The sequence below is a fragment of the Shewanella sp. NKUCC06_TVS genome (genome assembly GCF_019345515.1).
GTDB lineage: Bacteria > Pseudomonadota > Gammaproteobacteria > Enterobacterales > Shewanellaceae > Shewanella > Shewanella oncorhynchi.
Genome location: NZ_JAHKQX010000009.1, coordinates 1 through 17,824 on the forward strand (window position 1 = coordinate 1; position 17,824 = coordinate 17,824).

Here is a 17,824-nt window from a genome sequence, read left to right on the forward strand (position 1 = left end):
GGTATGCAGCGACTGGTGGAGGTTGCACTACAGGGTCAAATACCGGTTTTGAAGGTTTTTGTACCTCAGTGCAGTTGGCAGATACAGAGTCAAAGAAGAAAAATAAAGCAACGGTAGGTAACGGCGAAGCTAACGGTAAACTGACAATTTCTGGAGAAGCTAAAAGAGTTGGGGAAGTTGGCCTCCAATTAGAAAAATCAGGTGGTAAATTAGTATCGGGTCAAACAAACTTAGATGGTAGTGCTACTGCAACTTATAGCTTTGGGGGAGATTCTAGTGGAGGCTGGAGTTACGGCAAGTACAGTGACTTGTATGCCGAAACTGCCTCAACCATTGGCAATGGTGCCTTAGCGGCAGTCGGTAACTTGATACCAGATATGGTAAATGGCATTGCTGACTGGACTGAACATTTCCTTCATCAAGATTCAGGTTCATTAGGTAGAATGGACCAGAGGGTTGATGTAGACAATGAGGTTGCCCAAGGCGTTGCTAATGATTTTAGAAAAATTGCCGCAGTTGGGACTGCCATGGTTCCTGTCATACGGAGAAGTACATCATCGTCAATGGAGCAGTATAACTTTGCAAACTCTCCAGCTCTTCATATGACTAACCCAGCTAGATATGTGCCTGTACAATTGCTTGATCAGGTAATCAAAGGAAGTAAAGGTTTTCCTGATCCACAAGGCTCGGTTGCCTTGATGCACTACATGAGGATTTGGCGTAACGAAAACCCGTATAATCTGGAAGTCCTTTATCATAAGAATACTAATACTATTCTACATTTTGAATATGCACGCAAAAAAATGGGGCCATTAGATGCAATCAAAAAATAAACCTAATAAACAGGCTGTAGAATATTTGTACTATTTGATGAAGGAGCTAATATCACAAAATATAACGCCTAGAAGCTTTTGTGACGAGTTTTATGAATGTTTTGACATAGGCATAGATTTATCTTTGCTAAATCCGAAGGAACTGCAGGAGTTTGAAAAGCTCTCAAATGTGGCAGGAAGATTTTCAGAGTTTGAAGAAGATCGAGTTAAATTTCCTAACGCTTACTGTGATGAAAATAAACTAAAGAGTATCGTTATTGAGGTTATGTCATCATTGGCTCAAGAAAGAAAAGGACTGCCACATCTTTTCTCTCAAGAATAGATTAGGCAGAGCCACGACACTCGCCGACCCAAATAGCAATATCGTTGCCAACGCTACTTTGCCCTCTTAAAAAAGGAAAGAGAGCGGGCAGCCATAACACTTTTTACAATAAGCCCCATTTCTTGGGGCTGTTTCTTGCCTGAAACCGGGCAATTCGACCAGCAGCCTGAGCAGTCGTTACTGGTAGAAGTGATCACTGTTCGCCAGCAGGGCGGCCAGTTTTTTGCAGCGCCACCACATCAATTGGTGTTGCAAAATAGATCGCTTCTGCTGTCTATGAGTGATCTCTTCTACTGTTTTGAGTTGCTCAGTCTGCTGCGAGTGTTGACCACATAAGTTTTAGAAGAGCATTCACTTTAGTTCATGGAAAGAAGAAGGATGGCTTGTTCATCGGTTTATTACTAACTTTCAATAATTGCCTTACAAATATTAATCCGAAACCAATGAATTAGAGTAAAAAATCTAACAAGGTTTTGTCCCAAAGCGTGCTGCGTAACACTTTTAAATCTACAGATTACGCGAATGCTCGAAAGGTGTGCCATGGTGATTGGCGAGACGACCGTCCGCCCCATGGACGGACTTGCTGCGAGTCGACGAGCGAATGCCATGGCAAGCCTGTGCGAGTGGATACCCGTAAACGCTAAACTTCTAACAACTGAAGTTACTGCTCCCCAAACACTACTTTCCAACACATTTCTGTCCAAAAGTGAGTTGTGTGGTGTCGAGTGGAGATTGTACGATTAAGTCACGCTATATAATCAAATCAGCCAGTTCGTGTATGAGTTAGTGCAAAAAGGGGAGTCAGTTAATCTGACTCCCCTTTTTTAGAACGTTTGTTGGACTTACATTAAAACCTACGTTAGGCCCAAACTAGCGTAATGTTAGAACAATAAATGGGCTACACCTGCGATAACAGGCAGTGTCACTAAGGTGCGTAGAATAAACACCACGAAAAGCTCAACGAAGTTGACGGGAATTTTACTGCCGATAAGCAGTGCACCGACTTCACTCATATAGATCAACTGAGTCACAGATAAGGCTGCAATTACAAAGCGGGTCATATCTGATTCAATTGAGCTGGCAAGGATTGACGGAATAAACATATCCGCAAAACCGACCACGATTGTTTTAGAGGCTTCAGTGGCTTCTGGAATATGCAGTAATTCGAGTAATGGAATAAACGGCATCCCCAGATAGTTAAAGATGGGCGTGTGCTCGGCAATAATCAGTGCCAGCGTACCAATGGCCATTACCACAGGGATAATACCAAACACCATATCGACAACGTTTTTAATGCCTTCATTTAAGACAGCTTTTATGCCACCGGCACTGGCGGCTTTTTCTAAGGCTTTATCAAAGCCCCAAGATAAGGCGCCATGTCCTGCTGGGATCAGCTCATCATCTGGCATGCGTGGTGTGTCATCTATATAGTTGTCTTTCTTCCACGATAATGGTGGCAACTTAGGCACAATCACAGCGGCGGCAAAACCCGCGAGGCACACAGTCAAATAAAAGGGCACAAACATATGCTCTAACTTAACTTGTGAAATCACCACTAAGCTGAAGGTAATCGATACCGCCGAGAAGGTTGTACCAATAACTGCGGCTTCTCTCTGGGTATAAAAACGGGCTTCGTATTGTTTGCTGGTCAGCAAAATGCCGACACTGCCATCACCTAACCATGAGGCCATACAATCGATAGCACTACGACCCGGTAGATTGAACACGGGACGCATGACTTTCGTTAAGAGTGTACCAAAAAGTTCGAGCAGGCCGAAGTTCAGCAGCAGCGGCAGTAACATACCCGCAAAGATAAATACTGAGAACAACACAGGTAATAAGTCGTTTAAGACTAATGCGCCAGTGCTCGAGGAGTTGATGATCTCTGGACCTAAACCTAAGTAAGTCAGTACGATAAACACTGCACCTAAGATCCGAGTCGTCAACCACATAGGGCTGACATTCAATAAACCATTAAGGAAGTGATTTTGGCTAACGAATGTGGGCTTAAACACTTTTGACAGTAAAGAGGCCAGCGCCGTAGTCACAACAATAATAGTCACTATGAGGGTTAGCACACCGCTCAATGCGCCTTGCAGTGCTTTAGATATGATAGCGATAGGAATTGTGATCGCATCGTTGTAGCTGATAGGGGTCATAAATAACAACAGACCAATCAGCGAAGGGACGATAAAGGTGAGTATCGTCTTAATGTTTCGGTTTTTATTTTCAGTAGCCAATGTTGTACACCTTAAAGTACGAGTCGTACATGGTAAATTTGAATAAATAGCCGCACGTAACAAGCTGTCGACGCTAATTAAGGTGCATTTAAATTCAACTCAAAAACGAGAATGGGGAAGATTACTCGCTTAGCTTCTCTATGTAAAACGATTCGCTAGTTAGTTTGATATAAGCAGCAAAACAGCATAGTTATTTTACTTCAGTTGTCGATAAATTAAGAGTGGCTATATTGGCTTCCATTACTGCAAAAGCATTATTAAACATAGCTTTACCATCACTTACCTTAGGTGGGTTAACGACTGGTTAATTACTTGTTTACTGATGTGTGTGAAACTATCTAGATGTTATTTCTGCACAAAAAAACATCAGCAACTTTAGCCCTACCGCCATGTTGGCTGGTTTTCTGTTCGATTTGAAAGTGCAATAGAGATAACTCTGGCTATATAGCGTTGACGAGAACCTGTTGTGCATATCGCGGTAATGTTAAGGAGTCTTGGGCACTAGGACACATTTTTATGCGATAAGCCTTTAAATCGACTTATCTCTAAAAGTGACCTTCTCCATTATCTTGATGCTTTTGTGATTGACTAAAAAGTCGCAAATAACGATGAAAGTAAAAATATTATTCATAAAGCGGATACCCGCCGCTTTAAATCTTCTCATTTCCATGTAAGTTAGTATTACTCCCATCCAGCTCTAGTATTCATGATCGCAAAAGTACAGAAGGTTACGATTAAAGGCGGCTCAACACTGGCCATTAAGTTTGGTTTTTTGGGGATCTTTGGGCTTTTAATTGGCATTGTTATTACTGTTTTGGGGTTCGATGATTCTGAATTCCATCGCTTCAATTTTTTGAATCACACCCTAAGTGAATTAGGGACTTATGGTCATTCGTCTTTCGCTGTCATTCTCAACGGTGGATTGTTTTTTGGCAGTTTAAGCCTCGTTTTCTATTGTTTGTCTTCTTTGCAGCAGGTAACTTCTTGCTGGGGATACCCTTTCTTTATCAGTTTGGCTCTCACTTTTCTGGCTTTAGCGAGCGTGGGATTATTTCCGGTGAACGTGTATCACTTGCATGTTCTTGGGCTGAAATGGTTTTTCTATCTGGGGAGTTTGAGTGCGATCTTCTATTTAGCCTTGGTCTGTTTCGGCAAGTCTAACTTTGGCCGTTGGACTGGGTTGTTGGCGTTAATAGTCTTATGTAGCATGTTGACGTTTCTGTATGCGCCACAGCTCAATTTAGGTTTGACCGAAGGTGATAGACCGTTTTATCAGGAGATGGTATTGCAACTGCCGCGTCCTACTTTGTGGTGGCCAGCCCTACTAGAATGGATTGGACTGGGAAGTTTATTGTGCTGGACAAGTGTGCTGCTTTTTAGCCAGTTAAGCTTCAGCCAAGATCCCAAAATCATTGGCTGAGTTATCTTTGAATTTAGGCTTATCTTCAGCTTTAGGCTATGGATTCACATGCACAGCAAGGCCCGCTTCACCAAACCAATAACCGTTGCACTGGGTTATACCAAGATTGCTATTCATCGAAAAATCCTGAGTATTTTTAGTCGCTTGAATCGTATCGACCAAAGCATTGGCTTTAGTGATGCAGTCAAGACTACTGGGTGATACTCGAAACACATCGACCCCCATTTGTGTCATTGCCGCTATTTCACTGCGTAAATCTAAACAGCTAGCGGATTGGGTTTGAATTCCATTGAGCCTGAGTAAAGGTTGCTGCTCTTGGGTTTGCGCGAGTAGTCCTTTACTGTATTCACGGCATACCGTTTCGCAATGATCTTTCGTGAGCTGTTTGTGTCTAGCGGTAAAGCAGCGCGCCGAATGGGCGAGTGGTAAATAGCCGTGGCCGAGCACTTCCACCTCAAATGATGGCTGTTCTTGAATCACTTGTTGCAACCAAGCCTTAGATAGCTCCACTGGCATGACAAATCTTTGCATTCCAAACCGCTGCAAAATGTCTAAACTAGCGCGATTGTAGTTATTGATACTCGCGCCGCAGACAAAGGGTAACTTACGCTCTTTGGCAAGATACACTGCCGCCATATCGTTTGCTTCGACGATAAATTCACCGTTATCGACCTGGCGTTTGAGCTCAGTATATTCAGATGGCGCTTCGATTAAGGCCAGCGTCGAAAGCACGACTTCTTTACCCGCCTGCTTGAGCATTTGCGCCAGCTCTAGATAATCGCCCCACTTGAGTTCGCGTCTGCGGCTACAAACCGCCTCACCTAAATATACTAAGGGAATTTGACTGGCGGCGACTTGCTGGTAAAAGTCAGCGACTTGCTGTTTCTGCCAGCAATACAACAGTGGTCCTAGGGAAATCTTCATAAGGTGTCCTTTGTCAATCTTGCTCTCTATTTACCTTTTATTGCCAATCGCGCTCGTAGGCGCCAAGCGTAGTGATCTGACCCTCGGATACTTTCGCTAGGGCTTGTTCCCAATGGGGTTGATTTTGGCTTTGTGAGTACAGCGCTGGATTATTTAGATAGGTGTCTATGGCTTGACGCCATACTCGAGTGACTTGTTCAACATAGGCGGGGCTGCGTTGACGTCCTTCGATTTTCAGCGACACTATGCCAGCTTTGGCTAGCTCTGGAAGTAAGCTTAAGGTATTCAAACTGGTTGGTGATTCGAGTAAATATTGCGGTGAATCTTGATCTGCTGTGATGTAACGGCCTTTGCATACCACGGGATAACCCATTTGTTCGTCGAGGGCCGATTTATCAATTAACACATCGTTGAGCCGGGTTAATCTGTTCTGTCCTTCTTCTTGCCAGCGTACGTGTTTTGCTGGTGAACAAGATCCACCGGTGTTGGGCGATTGGCCCGTTACATAGGATGACAGCTGGCAACGCCCTTCGGCCATAATGCACAGACTACCAAAGGCGAATACTTCCAAATCCACTGGGCTGACTTTAGCAAGATCCCGTACTTGTTTCATGGATAACACCCGTGGCAATACTACTCGGGTGATGTTAAAGGCTTCCTTATAAAAGCTCAGCGCACCCAGATTGGTTGCACTGGCCTGCACCGATAAATGCAGTGGCAGGTTTGGATAGTGCCTATGGGCATAATCGAGTAAAGAAAGATCGGCGACAATTAATGCATCCATACCCAGTTTTGCCGCTAAATCGATAGCCTGATACCAACGATGCTCTTCACCGGGCTTTGGAAAAGTATTTAAGGTCAAAAAGATTTTTTTGCCGTGCTTTTGCGTCAGCTCAGTGGCTTCTTGCAATTTTGCGGGGGTGAAGTTTAATCCTGCAAACGAGCGCGCATTGGTGTCGTCTTTTAACCCTAGATACACAGCGTCGGCTCCGGCATGTAATGCCAACTTTAGCGAGGCCAGATTTCCTGCTGGACACAACAGCTCCATAGTGATGCTCCCGATAAAATGATAGCCGCTGAGTGTAGGTAAGATTGAATGGCGATGAATTGATTTAAAACAGGTTTAAGATCATAAAATCCCGATAAACTGGGATATATCATGTTTTATTCTTGTAGGGTTCCCACCATGTCCGCTGTTTTTTTCGCAAAATTTGCTCAGCAACTTTTAGAGTTCACCCCAAAAGCCATCGGCTTTCCACTTGCTAAGATGCCGTTTAGCCTCAAAGCAAAAGCCATCAGCCAATTGCTTGAACTCTTACTTGCCGAGCAAGCTGCTGACGATGAGCTTGGATTTTTGACGGATAAATGGGTCGCGATTCGAGTGGAAGATATAAACTTAGCCTTCGAAGTCAGTTTTAATGGAAAATGGCAAGTCAGAGAGCTCACCGATGCGCAGGTGACCTTTAGTGCCAACTCTGCCGAGCTAGTGTTAGTGGCGGCGGCGAAGGAAGATCCCGACACGCTATTCTTCCAGCGTAAGCTGAGTATTCAAGGTGATACTGAATTAGGGCTCGAAGTGAAAAACCTGCTGTTAAGTATCGAATTTGCCAGTATGCCAGCCCCAATTCGTCTTAGTGTTGAAAAGCTTGCCGCTGTGATTGAGCGTCTGCAAATTGAAGCGAAACCGACAATTATTCTCGCCAAATCCCCAAGCTTTTAACGTTATGTAGTGAGACTACACACTGCTAATTCCATAAAGAAGCCCGCTAAGTTGTTATCTTAGTGGGCTTATTTTTATTTAAACTTTACTGTATGGTTTGGTCAATGAGTTAGTAGCTTGCACTCAGTTGTAGTCCCGAGTAGCTCGAATAAGCGCGTAACATCACATGGTAAGTTCCCGCTTGAGTCACGGTAATCGAACAGCTTTCATTGTTCCCGTTTTTATAGGGACGGCAATCATAGCTGGTGGTCGTTGGGGTAGTGCCTGCTTTAACATACAGGTCTACATCTCCAGTTCCGCCACTGGTGGCAATGTTGAGTTGGCTATTGGCTGGAACCACTATCTTATACAGTTTCTCTGTTGCCGTTGCCCCGCTTAAATTCGTGACAGGTACGCCATTGGTTAAGCAGTTTGCATCGGTGCAGCTTCCGCCGCCATTCAGGTTATAGCTGGCTGTCAGTTGGGCATTGGCGTAATTATTATAGCCTTGCACCATCACATACCACCGACCCGCCATAGGTGTGGTGAAGTTACAGCTCTCGTTGTTGCCATTTTGATAGGGGCGGCATTGGTAGCTTGTTGTCGTCGGTTTTTGCCCTTGGCTGACATAAATATCCGCATCACCAGAACCACCCGCTAGATTGATCCCTAAACTTGCCGCATTGACTGGGACATCGATGTAGTAATACGTCGCAGAACCTGTGGCACCACTGATTGCGACACCCACATTATTTTGCAGCGGTGTTTCATCGACGGGGCAATTATTGCCACAGCCACCATCATCGCCTGCGAGTGAAAAGAGTAATTTATTGGGTGAACCTGTTTTAGCGTCTGTAACTTTATTTGACGTGGCGCGCGTCGTAAGTAAGTTTGTCACCTGTGCGGGAGAGAGATTTGGATTTTCATCTAAGTATAATGCGGCAACGCCTGCCACATGTGGGGCTGCCATTGAGGTACCACTTATGGTATTAGTCGCTGAATTCGAGTTATACCAAGCGGACGTAATGCTCGAACCAGGCGCATAGATATCAAGGCAAGTTCCGAAGTTAGAAAAACTCGAGCGGGAATCGTTACTGGTGGTTGAACCAACCGTGATGGCATTTACCGCCCGTGCGGGTGAGTAATTACAAGCGCTGCTGTTGTCGTTACCCGCCGCCACTACGAAAGTGACCCCTGCGGCAACTGCGGCATTGACTGCATCATCAGTTGCTTGTGAGGCGCCGCCTCCTAAACTCATGTTTGCGACGGCGGGGCCGGAAGCATTGTTTTTCACCCAGTTTATCCCTGCAATCACGCCAGAGTTACTGCCTGAACCTGAACAGTTGAGTACTCTGACGCCCACAAGATTGACGTTTTTAGCCACACCGTAGGTAGCGCCGCCAACAGTTCCTGCCACATGGGTACCATGGCCGTTACAGTCAGTCGCATCGTAATCATTATCCACAAAATCATAGCCACTGCTGGCGCGACCACCAAACTCATTGTGAGTATTAAGCACGCCAGTATCGATCACAAAGGCGGTTACACCAGAGCCGTCGAAATCCGTGTGATAGTTACTATCCAATGGCAAGTTTCGTTGATCGATTCTGTCTATGCCCCAGGTCGGACTCGGTTGATTGGCATTGGCTTCAACCATAGGCGTTACTGACATGATTTGATCTTGTTCTATGTATTTCACATTTGGATCTTTACGCAGGGCTTTAATCTGTTGGGCGCTGGCCTTGATGAGTACACCATTGAGCACATTGCCAAAGTTTTTCATCACAGTGATATCATATTGGTTGACTAAACTCTCGGCTTGTTTCGTCGCGAATTCAGCTATGGTGTTGTTATTACTTAGATTAAGAACGCTTGGGGTATTGAATACAACAATGTAAGTATCTTTGATGGCTTTAGATTGCGGGACACTTACCATACTCGCTTGGTATTCATTAGCGTTAACAGGGAAGTAAGCAAGTCCAGTTGCGACCGCGACTGCAATTAAATGTTTCTTATGCATGTTGAACTCCATTTTCTTTTTATGTCTCCACGGACTTCGAGACATAATTTAATGTAGAAGGTATTTTCAACCTGCCCAGTTCGGTGCTTAAGGTATATCTAATTTACAAGGTTAAAATGTAACACTTGATTTACAATTTGACCGCAAGTGACTTTTTACTTAGCTAAAGAGTGAGGTGTACAAATAAGCGTCAAAATAATAACTATTAGTCTATTAAAACAACCTAGTCTGTAAAAGTGGTGATTTATCAAGCGACATTTTGTCCGAATCACAAACTGTGAAGCAGTGATAAATTCCGTCTGCTACTTTTTTGACATTCACCGCTGAAAATAAGTCAGTCTAAAGTAGTGTTTTGACTAATGCTGAAATAAAGGCTTGGATTTAAGCTATTTAAAGGTTTCTCATACCGTTAAATGCATCTTTATTGTGATTTTTTATGCGGGTTGTTTTGCGCAGGTTATGGCAGGTATTAGGGTAGATTTGACCGAGAGGCATTATAGCCACTCGGTCAGGTGACGTGATTAAGCTTTTTGCGTTAACACGGCAAATTTCACTAACAATTCGTCGTTAGATTCGACACGGTTTGGATCTGGGTCGATGCAATCAATGGGGCAGACAGACACGCAAGTCGGTTTGTCGTAGTGACCCACACATTCGGTGCAACGGTCTGGATCGATTTCATAGATCTCTTCGCCCATAGTGATAGCCTGATTAGGACATTCAGGTTCACACATGTCGCAATTGATGCAGCTATCGTCGATCAGTAGTGCCATGATCTTAACCTAGTTCATGTGGGTTGCGAGTATCCTGACCTTGGGGCAAGTTACGCAGCAAAATACCGTGGCTCAAATCGACTTCTTTCGGCACGGGTAGATACACAGTGTGCCCCGAACCTAAACCGGCTTCAACCGCTTCAGCTTTGCGATTTTCGAGTTGTTCAATCGTCAAACTGATATTGCCTTGCGGCGTCATCAGTTCAACACTGTCGCCAACGGAGAACTTGTTTTTTACTTCAATTTCGGCCAATCCTGCAAGATTACGTTTGCCCGTCAGTTCACCTACAAATTGTTGGGTGTCACTAACTGAGTAGCCATAGTCATAATTTTGATATTCATCATGCACATGGCGACGTAAAAAGCCTTCGGTATAACCACGGTGGGCTAGGCCTTCTAATTGATTCATTAGGCTGCGGTCGAAATCTTTACCCGATGAAGCATCTTCAATCGCGCGGCGATACAGTTGTGCGGTACGGGCAACGTAATAGAAGGACTTAGTGCGGCCTTCAATTTTGAGCGAGTCTATGCCCATTTTAGTCAGGCGCTCAACGTGCTGAATGGCCCGTAAGTCTTTAGAGTTCATGATATAAGTGCCGTGCTCATCTTCGAAGGCGGGCATGTATTCGCCGGGGCGATTGGCTTCCTGTAGTAGGTAAATTTGATCTGTGGGGGCGCCTGCGCCTAAGGTCGTTGGCGTTTCAATTTGCACCGCATTTGGCATGGCAATGATGTCACCGCTGTCATTTTGCTGCGCTTCGTGTACATCGTATTTCCAGCGACAAGCATTAGTGCAGGTGCCTTGGTTAGGATCGCGTTTATTGATATAACCCGAGAGTAAACAACGGCCTGAATACGCCATACACAGGGCGCCATGCACAAACACTTCAAGCTCGATATCGGGGCAGCGCTGACGAATCTCTTCGATTTCATCTAAAGACAATTCGCGTGACAGGATCACGCGTTTGATGCCTTGGGTTTGCCAAAACTTGACTGAGGCCCAGTTGATGGCATTTGCTTGCACGGATAAATGCACCACTTGATCAGGAAACGCTTCACGCACCATCATGATTAAACCGGGATCGGACATGATCAGTGCGTCAGGCTTCATCGCCACTACGGGTTCCATGTCCTTGATATAGGTTTTTAGCTTGGCATTGTGGGGCGCGATATTGCTCACCACATACAGCTTTTTACCGAGTGCATGGGCTTCTTCAATCCCAGTGGCAAGGTTTTCCATTTTAAAGTCATTGTTACGTACCCTTAGACTATATCTTGGCTGACCGGCATACACTGCATCTGCGCCATAGGCAAAGGCGTAGCGCATGTTCTTTAAGGTTCCAGCTGGAGACAGCAGCTCAGGTTTAAACATAATCACTCTCAAATGGGTTAATAAATGACGCGGTGCGCGGGGGCGGCATTTTACACAATGAAAGTAGGGGTATGCAAATTGCCTTAGTTAACTTTAGCAGTACTTCACATTTTACGAATATAGTGAGTTTGGCTTAGATCAACTGGAGCGGAATATTTCAACTTGAGTGATGATTGAGGTCGATGATTAAGACAGATAAGTAAGGCAAAATTGATAACGCAATCATACAAATTATTAACGTCTGCAGTTTTTTCTACGCATCTAATGATAGCCAACTGATATACTCCAACAATCCAATGTTGATGTTTACAGATTGATGGGAGTTAAGATGTCTACCGAACATCTACTGTTAGTCAGTTTATTAAAAAAACTAAAAGACGATGCCTTAGTACTACCGACCTTGCCTGAAGTGGCGATGCGGGTGCAAGAAGTGGTTGGACGCTCCGATGCGAGCCTTAAACAAGTGGCTGAAGTGATCGGCCAAGATGCCGCGATTTCTGCGCGTATTATTAAGGTCGCTAACAGCGCGCTATATAGCCGAGGCGTACCCGCTGAAAGTATCAACAGTGCGGTTTCTCGTATTGGTTTAATTCAGATTAAAAGCATTGCCACTTCGGTGGCGATGGAGCAATTGTTCATTTCCACCAATGAAATGGTGTGGGAAGTCATGGACGAAGTGTGGCGTACCTCAATCGATGTAACCGCTGCGTCTTGTGCCATGCTGCAGATGTACAATAAGCGTCATTCAACCAGTCGGTTAAATTTTGATACCTTAACCTTAGCTGGACTCGTGCATAACATTGGCGCTTTACCTGTTTTGACAGAAGCGGAGGCACATCCCCATTTATTCACTAGCATTGATCAATTACGCGCACTCGTACGTAAAATGCAGGGGCCTTTGGGTCGTGCTGTTTTAAAAAGTTGGGATTTCTCTACCGAAGTGATGGAAGTGGTTGAGCGTTGGGCTGATTTACCTTATCTACCCGATCATGTCACCTATCTCGACTTTATCCGTGCAGCGGCCTTTTATACCGGTGAATTGCGAGCGGGCACTGAACTAGAGCAACGTCTCGGTGTGTTTGTCGCCCGTGGATTACCTGTGACGACCGATGATTTAGCCAGTGATGAGTTTATGGAAAAATTCCATTCAATTAGAGAAAGTTACCAATAATCGTTAGGCCTAAATGGAATTCAAATGGCGCTGATATCTTTTATCGTGTCATTTGAGAAAAAGCTTACGTGGTATGGCAGAGGCCAAGGTATGTTCGTAATCGGGTTAGTTGTCGCTTCTCTCGCTTTATTGATATTTTCATTGTATATCCTGCAGGCAAAATACAGATCTTTACGGTCGCAGCAAAAATTCTTAGCACAGCTTTGTACCCAGCTAGAGCAGCAAAAGGTTGAACGCCAAGCTTTAGACATTGGCATCGTTCCCCAAGCGTTTGCTCCTCTCTACCATACTTTAAATGAATTATTAAAGGCGTTACCGGCAAGTGTGGGCAAGGATAAGTTAACAGGACTTGTTAATCGTGTCGGCTTGAAACGTACTCTTACCGGCATGATGCCGCTGACTCAAGGGACATTAGTGCTAATTGATATTTATCGATTTCGCTATGTAAATGATCTCTTTGGTTTTGTGTTTGGCGATATTCTGCTGAAGCAATTTGCCGAACGCTTAAACAGCTTAAGTTTATCCCCGAGATTAATCGCACGCCTCAATGGTGATGAATTCTGTTTATATTACGAGCAAGCGTTGACTGAGGAGCAATTAGTTCACTTAAGAGGGCGGTTGCAAGTGCCTTTTAACATTAAGAACACACCCGTCAGCGTTAAGCTTCAAATCGGTTGTCTGCATTTACAAGAACACCATGCCGACACGAGTCAGATGCTACGTCGAGTCGATTTGGCGCTGAAGAAAGCCCGCCATTCTCGTAGCGCGATTGCATACTATGCCCAAAATGATGATATTCGTCAGTTAAGAGAACTGAAAATTATCGATAGTTTGCCTAAAGGTTTGCAACGTAATCAAGTATATATGGTGTATCAAGCTAAACAGGACATTGTAACGGGTCGATGTTTTCAGGTTGAAGCCTTAATGCGTTGGGAGCATGACGAACTCGGGATTATTTCTCCTGGAGAATTTATTCCCTTAGCTGAATATGCTGGCATGATTGATTTAGTCAGCCAATGGGCACTCGATCAGGTTTTAGCACAGCAGGCAAAATGGCGCGCGGCGGGGATACAATTGTGTGTTGCAGTTAACCTGTCGACACGGGATCTTGACAGTGAAACCTTACCCCAAGAAATTGCTGCAAGATTAGCCTATTACCAGCTCCCACCCGAATCTTTGATGATCGAAATTACTGAAAGCACTTTAATGGCGGATTTAACTAAGGCGGTTGAGACGTTAGGAAAGATACGTGCCTTAGGAGTTAGACTTGCAATTGATGATTTTGGTACAGGTCATTCTTCTTTAGCTTATTTAAAGCATTTACCCGTCAATGAAGTCAAAATCGATAAAGCCTTTTTAAAGGATCTGGAGCAGGATAAACCGTCGGAATACATCCTCGAAGCCAGTATTAATATCGCCAAAAAACTCGGTTATGAGGTAACTGTTGAAGGAATTGAAACGCTTGAGATTAGAGATAGGTTAGTGGCTATGGGGGTTGATACTATACAAGGTATGTATTACGCGAAGCCCATGAGTGCCGCCGAACTCGAAATGAACTGGGCCCAACTACATAATACAATCTAAACCTTGTGCTCATTAAAGTAAGCGCTCGTTAAATCAAATGCTCGTTAAATCAAGAGTATTAAGGCTTACAGCCGCGCCTTAATACTGTCCAGTTATCGCTATTTGAGTTGTACTTCTTTGAGTGATTTTTGTTGCCTTTGCTGATGTCAAAATAAGCTCAGGAAATCGCGCGTACTTGTATGTAAGAGTATTAGCTTTGTTCGCTTGATGTGAAACCAAGACTTAATATGGCGATTAACTCTGCCGGCATAGGCGCTAATTGACGGGCTTGATTCATACACACCATTTCTATGGTTGCAGTGACAGCAGGTTTTTTGCCCTGAGGGCGCCAAATTTCCTGTAGCCACACAGTGCGATACTTGCTCTCAAAGTAAAATTTAGTCCGTACATCGATAATATCGGCAAATTCCACCCCCTCATGGCATAGCATATCGCTACGATACACAGCAAAACCCAGTTGGTTTTGTTGCCATAATGCACTTAAACGCTCAGCACCAATCACATGCTCACGGGCTCGCTCGAAGTATTTCAAAAAGTTGGGGTGATACACCACGCCAGAAAAATCAGTATCTTCATAGTAGATTTGCACTGGGAAAGAAAAGGTCGGGCTAAATTGCGGCATGGGGTACGGCTATTCTAGATAGTTTTATTGCGCAATAGTTTAGCGGCTTATCTCTTAAAACAAAACCTCTAATGCGGAGAGACAAAAGCGCTGTTAAAGGAAATGTGCAGACTACTTTAGGTCGGCAACGGCGATGCTTAATCTGGACATGATTGACAATGTGACTACTGAAATAGTCATTAGATTCGATTATGGGACGCTTTTCTGCTTATAGATAAAATGCTTGTTACCCAAAAAATATCACGCTAATCAGGCAGTAAAATCACACTATCGTGCCTAATTCATTAATCCCTTCCTATACTGATAACTGCAATCCCTTTCTTACGTTGATTTGCTAGGTTGAGAGCTTTATATGAGCGAAATTAAAAAATCAGAAATATTGACAGAGAGTGGCACAAATGAACTCGAAATTATTGAGTTTCATCTACATAAGACACTTCCCAATGGTGGCCATAAAGTGTGCCATTACGGTATTAATGTCGCTAAAGTGAGAGAAGTAATTAGGGTGCCAGAAACGTCAGATTATCCCAATGCCCAGCGGCACATGGTTGGGGTGTTCTCGCTGCGAGAAAAGTTGATCCCTTTGGTCGATCTTGCCGGTTGGCTCGGAATATCGACACCTGAGGATTTAACCCACAAAGTGGTCATAGTGACTGATTTTAATAAGATGATTAATGGATTTTTAATCGATAGTGTTCGTAGCATCCATAGAGTGTCGTGGGAGCAAGTTGAATCGCCGAGTCAATTTTTAGAAGCGGGTGAAAATGATTGTGTCGTTGCCGTAGTGCGCCGTGATGGCATGCTCATTATGATATTGGATTTTGAGAAGATTATTGCCGATATCAATCCTGAACTGAGTATGGATAAGTACGATGTCACGCTCGATAGAAGTGTACTGATCAATGATAAAATGCTGGCGAAACGTGAAGCGAAAACGATTTTAATTGTCGATGATTCCGCTTTTATTCGTAAGATGATCGAAAATACCCTTCGCAGCGCAGGTTACAACATTATCACAGCCAAAGATGGTGGTGATGCCCTTGAAATGCTAATGGAATTTGAGAATCTTGCTGACCAAGATAATGCTTCGATCTCTGATTTTGTCAGCGCCATTATTACGGATGTTGAGATGCCTCGCATGGATGGCATGCATTTGGTGAAACGCTTAAGAGAATCCAAGGCGTATCGACAAATGCCAATTGTGATGTTTTCCTCTTTAATGAGTGAAGATAACCGCGTAAAGGCGATGGCATTAGGTGCTAACGATACCATTACTAAACCAGAAATTGGTCGTATGGTCGGTATGATAGATAAATACGTATTCGAAGAGTAATGCCATTTCATTTAGTGGCGATATTTGAATATGGGATATTCGAGTCATCGCTATCAACGTCTTGAGTGATTCTTCAATGACAAACCATATCAAAGTAAAAAGCCATATTCACCGAGGCGAATATGGCTTTTTTGTAGGGTAAACGTTGTTTACTAGCGAATGATCATTTGATCGCGCTCTGGTCCAACAGAAACCATGCTAACGCGTACACCCATTAAGTCTTCAATACGTTCAACATATTGTTGTGCGGCGACTGGCAGGCTTTCGAAGGTGCGACAACCAGTAATATCTTCGCTCCAGCTTGGCATTTGCTCATACACTGGGCTTAACGCAGCAGTTTGTGGCCAAATTGGGTTCTCGGTGTGTTCACCTGCATAGGCAACACAGATTTTCAGATCTTTCATGCCAGAAAGACAATCAATCTTAGTCAGGGCAATTTCGGTTGCTGCTTGTAGCTCAACACCATTACGGGTGGCAACAGCGTCGAAGTAACCCATGTCACGTGGACGGCCTGTCGTTGCACCAAACTCGTTGGCATTTTCGCGGAAGGCGTCTTGCTCTTCCATTGCCGTCACTAACGTGCCAGTGCCGACTGATGAGCTAAAGGCTTTCGCGACAGCAATTACGCGCTCTGGACGCAGGGCAGGTAAACCGCTGCCGATACCCGCGTAAGCTGCAGTCACGTTTGAAGATGTGGTATAAGGATATTCGCCGTAGACTAAGTCGCGGCCAGCACCTAATTGCGCTTCAAACAGCAAGCTAGCATCTTGTTTTTGTAATGCTTTTAATGGCTCTGTCACGTTACAAATAAATGGACGCCAAGGTGCCGTCACTTCTAATAACCATGCGGTCATTTCGGCGGCGGTTTGATTAAAATCGCAACTTGGATAAAGTGCTTTTAACTGCGGTAATTTCCAGTCGAGCATAAATTGAATGCGCTCTTGCAGCACTTCAGGTTGGTTTAACCAGCCGACTAAAATGCCTTTTTTCATCACGCGATCGCCGTAGGCTGGTGCAATCCCTTGACGGGTTGAACCATAGGCGAGGTCGCCAAGACGTTGTTCTTCTAAGGTATCTTCTAATGCATGTAGAGGTAAGCACAAGGTAGCACGGTCAGAAATGCATAATTTGACTTCAATGCCAGCCGCTTGCACTTCAGCAATTTCTACACTGAGTTTTTCAGGACTGATCACCATGCCAGGGCCTAAAACTGCAACGCAGTTAGGGTTGAAAATGCCACTTGGTAATTGGTGTAATTTAAAGGTGCCATAGTCGTTGACGACGGTATGACCAGCGTTGTTACCACCTTGAAAGCGAATACTGGCAGCGGCATCCGCGGCTAAATAATCTACGATGCGGCCTTTGCCTTCATCACCCCAATTTGCACCCACAACCACGATCGACGGCATAACAACATCTCCTCATTGATTAAGACGCTATGCTAGACCCGTCATTTGAATAAGAGAAATTAATTATGGTTATCATCCCAATAAGAATTTCATATATCATTG

The 17,824-nt window shown here is 44.3% G+C and carries 16 protein-coding genes; 8 read left to right on the forward strand and 8 right to left on the reverse strand.

The genetic code is table 11. The annotated features are described in order from the left end of the window. The 3 genes from KO531_RS11325 to KO531_RS11335 form a co-directional block, all read left to right on the forward strand. Positions 1-833 (forward strand): hypothetical protein (locus KO531_RS11325; protein WP_219251221.1); only part of this gene is annotated, 833 nt, incomplete at its 5' end. Beyond that, a complete protein-coding gene (locus tag KO531_RS11330) occupies positions 817-1,155 on the forward strand; it encodes a hypothetical protein (protein ID WP_219251222.1) in 339 nt (112 codons plus the stop codon). The genes KO531_RS11325 and KO531_RS11330, both read left to right, overlap by 17 nt. Positions 1,156-1,290: 135 nt before the next feature. Beyond that, positions 1,291-1,491 carry a hypothetical protein gene (locus KO531_RS11335; RefSeq protein WP_219251223.1) on the forward strand — a complete coding sequence of 67 codons (201 nt, stop codon included), beginning with the start codon at positions 1,291-1,293 and terminating at the stop codon, positions 1,489-1,491. A 545-nt stretch (positions 1,492-2,036) separates the two neighbouring features. Here the strand turns inward: KO531_RS11335 and KO531_RS11340 are convergent. After that, entirely contained in the window at positions 2,037-3,395 is a 1,359-nt protein-coding gene (locus KO531_RS11340; protein WP_131523258.1) for a YjiH family protein, read from the reverse strand. 706 nt (positions 3,396-4,101) lie between these two features. Here KO531_RS11340 and KO531_RS11345 point away from each other — a divergent pair. Continuing rightward, positions 4,102-4,815 carry a hypothetical protein gene (locus KO531_RS11345; RefSeq protein WP_028761881.1) on the forward strand — a complete coding sequence of 238 codons (714 nt, stop codon included), beginning with the start codon at positions 4,102-4,104 and terminating at the stop codon, positions 4,813-4,815. Positions 4,816-4,851: 36 nt separating this feature from the next. Here KO531_RS11345 and KO531_RS11350 read toward each other — a convergent pair whose 3' ends face one another. Beyond that, on the reverse strand, positions 4,852-5,739 hold the full coding sequence (locus KO531_RS11350; protein ID WP_219251224.1) for a U32 family peptidase: 888 nt from the start codon (positions 5,737-5,739) through the stop codon (positions 4,852-4,854). Positions 5,740-5,776: 37 nt separating this feature from the next. Next, complete coding sequence (locus KO531_RS11355; protein WP_219251225.1) at positions 5,777-6,787, reverse strand: peptidase U32 family protein; 1,011 nt, start codon at positions 6,785-6,787, stop codon at positions 5,777-5,779. Positions 6,788-6,925: 138 nt separating this feature from the next. Between KO531_RS11355 and KO531_RS11360 the strand changes: the two genes are divergently transcribed. Continuing rightward, positions 6,926-7,459 (forward strand): SCP2 sterol-binding domain-containing protein, encoded by a 534-nt coding sequence (locus tag KO531_RS11360; RefSeq protein ID WP_219234640.1) that lies wholly within the window; start codon positions 6,926-6,928, stop codon positions 7,457-7,459. A 109-nt stretch (positions 7,460-7,568) separates the two neighbouring features. Here the strand turns inward: KO531_RS11360 and KO531_RS11365 are convergent, their stop codons facing one another. From KO531_RS11365 to yegQ, 3 genes are all read right to left on the reverse strand, one after another. Beyond that, positions 7,569-9,458: a S8 family peptidase gene (locus KO531_RS11365; RefSeq protein WP_219251226.1), complete on the reverse strand. Its 1,890-nt coding sequence runs from the start codon at positions 9,456-9,458 to the stop codon at positions 7,569-7,571. 521 nt (positions 9,459-9,979) lie between these two features. Further along, positions 9,980-10,231, reverse strand: a complete 252-nt coding sequence (locus tag KO531_RS11370; RefSeq protein ID WP_006082676.1) for a YfhL family 4Fe-4S dicluster ferredoxin — start codon at positions 10,229-10,231, stop codon at positions 9,980-9,982. A gap of 4 nt (positions 10,232-10,235) precedes the next feature. Beyond that, entirely contained in the window at positions 10,236-11,603 is a 1,368-nt protein-coding gene (gene yegQ, locus KO531_RS11375; RefSeq protein WP_105251727.1) for a tRNA 5-hydroxyuridine modification protein YegQ, read from the reverse strand. 328 nt (positions 11,604-11,931) lie between these two features. On the opposite strand from yegQ, the gene KO531_RS11380 reads away from it, so the two are divergent. Together KO531_RS11380 and KO531_RS11385 are read left to right on the forward strand one after the other, a co-directional pair. Beyond that, positions 11,932-12,774 carry an HDOD domain-containing protein gene (locus KO531_RS11380; RefSeq protein ID WP_028761421.1) on the forward strand — a complete coding sequence of 281 codons (843 nt, stop codon included), beginning with the start codon at positions 11,932-11,934 and terminating at the stop codon, positions 12,772-12,774. Positions 12,775-12,864: 90 nt separating this feature from the next. After that, positions 12,865-14,358, forward strand: a complete 1,494-nt coding sequence (locus KO531_RS11385; RefSeq protein ID WP_219251300.1) for a bifunctional diguanylate cyclase/phosphodiesterase — start codon at positions 12,865-12,867, stop codon at positions 14,356-14,358. A gap of 190 nt (positions 14,359-14,548) precedes the next feature. On the opposite strand, the gene KO531_RS11390 is transcribed toward KO531_RS11385, so the two are convergent. Then, positions 14,549-14,980 carry a thioesterase family protein gene (locus tag KO531_RS11390; protein ID WP_168822859.1) on the reverse strand — a complete coding sequence of 144 codons (432 nt, stop codon included), beginning with the start codon at positions 14,978-14,980 and terminating at the stop codon, positions 14,549-14,551. A 352-nt stretch (positions 14,981-15,332) separates the two neighbouring features. Here KO531_RS11390 and KO531_RS11395 point away from each other — a divergent pair, with 352 nt between their 5' ends. After that, complete coding sequence (locus KO531_RS11395; RefSeq protein WP_131523264.1) at positions 15,333-16,313, forward strand: chemotaxis protein; 981 nt, start codon at positions 15,333-15,335, stop codon at positions 16,311-16,313. Positions 16,314-16,465: 152 nt separating this feature from the next. Here the strand turns inward: KO531_RS11395 and KO531_RS11400 are convergent, their stop codons facing one another. Beyond that, positions 16,466-17,722 (reverse strand): adenylosuccinate synthase, encoded by a 1,257-nt coding sequence (locus KO531_RS11400; protein ID WP_028761418.1) that lies wholly within the window; start codon positions 17,720-17,722, stop codon positions 16,466-16,468. Positions 17,723-17,824: the final 102 nt, after the last annotated feature.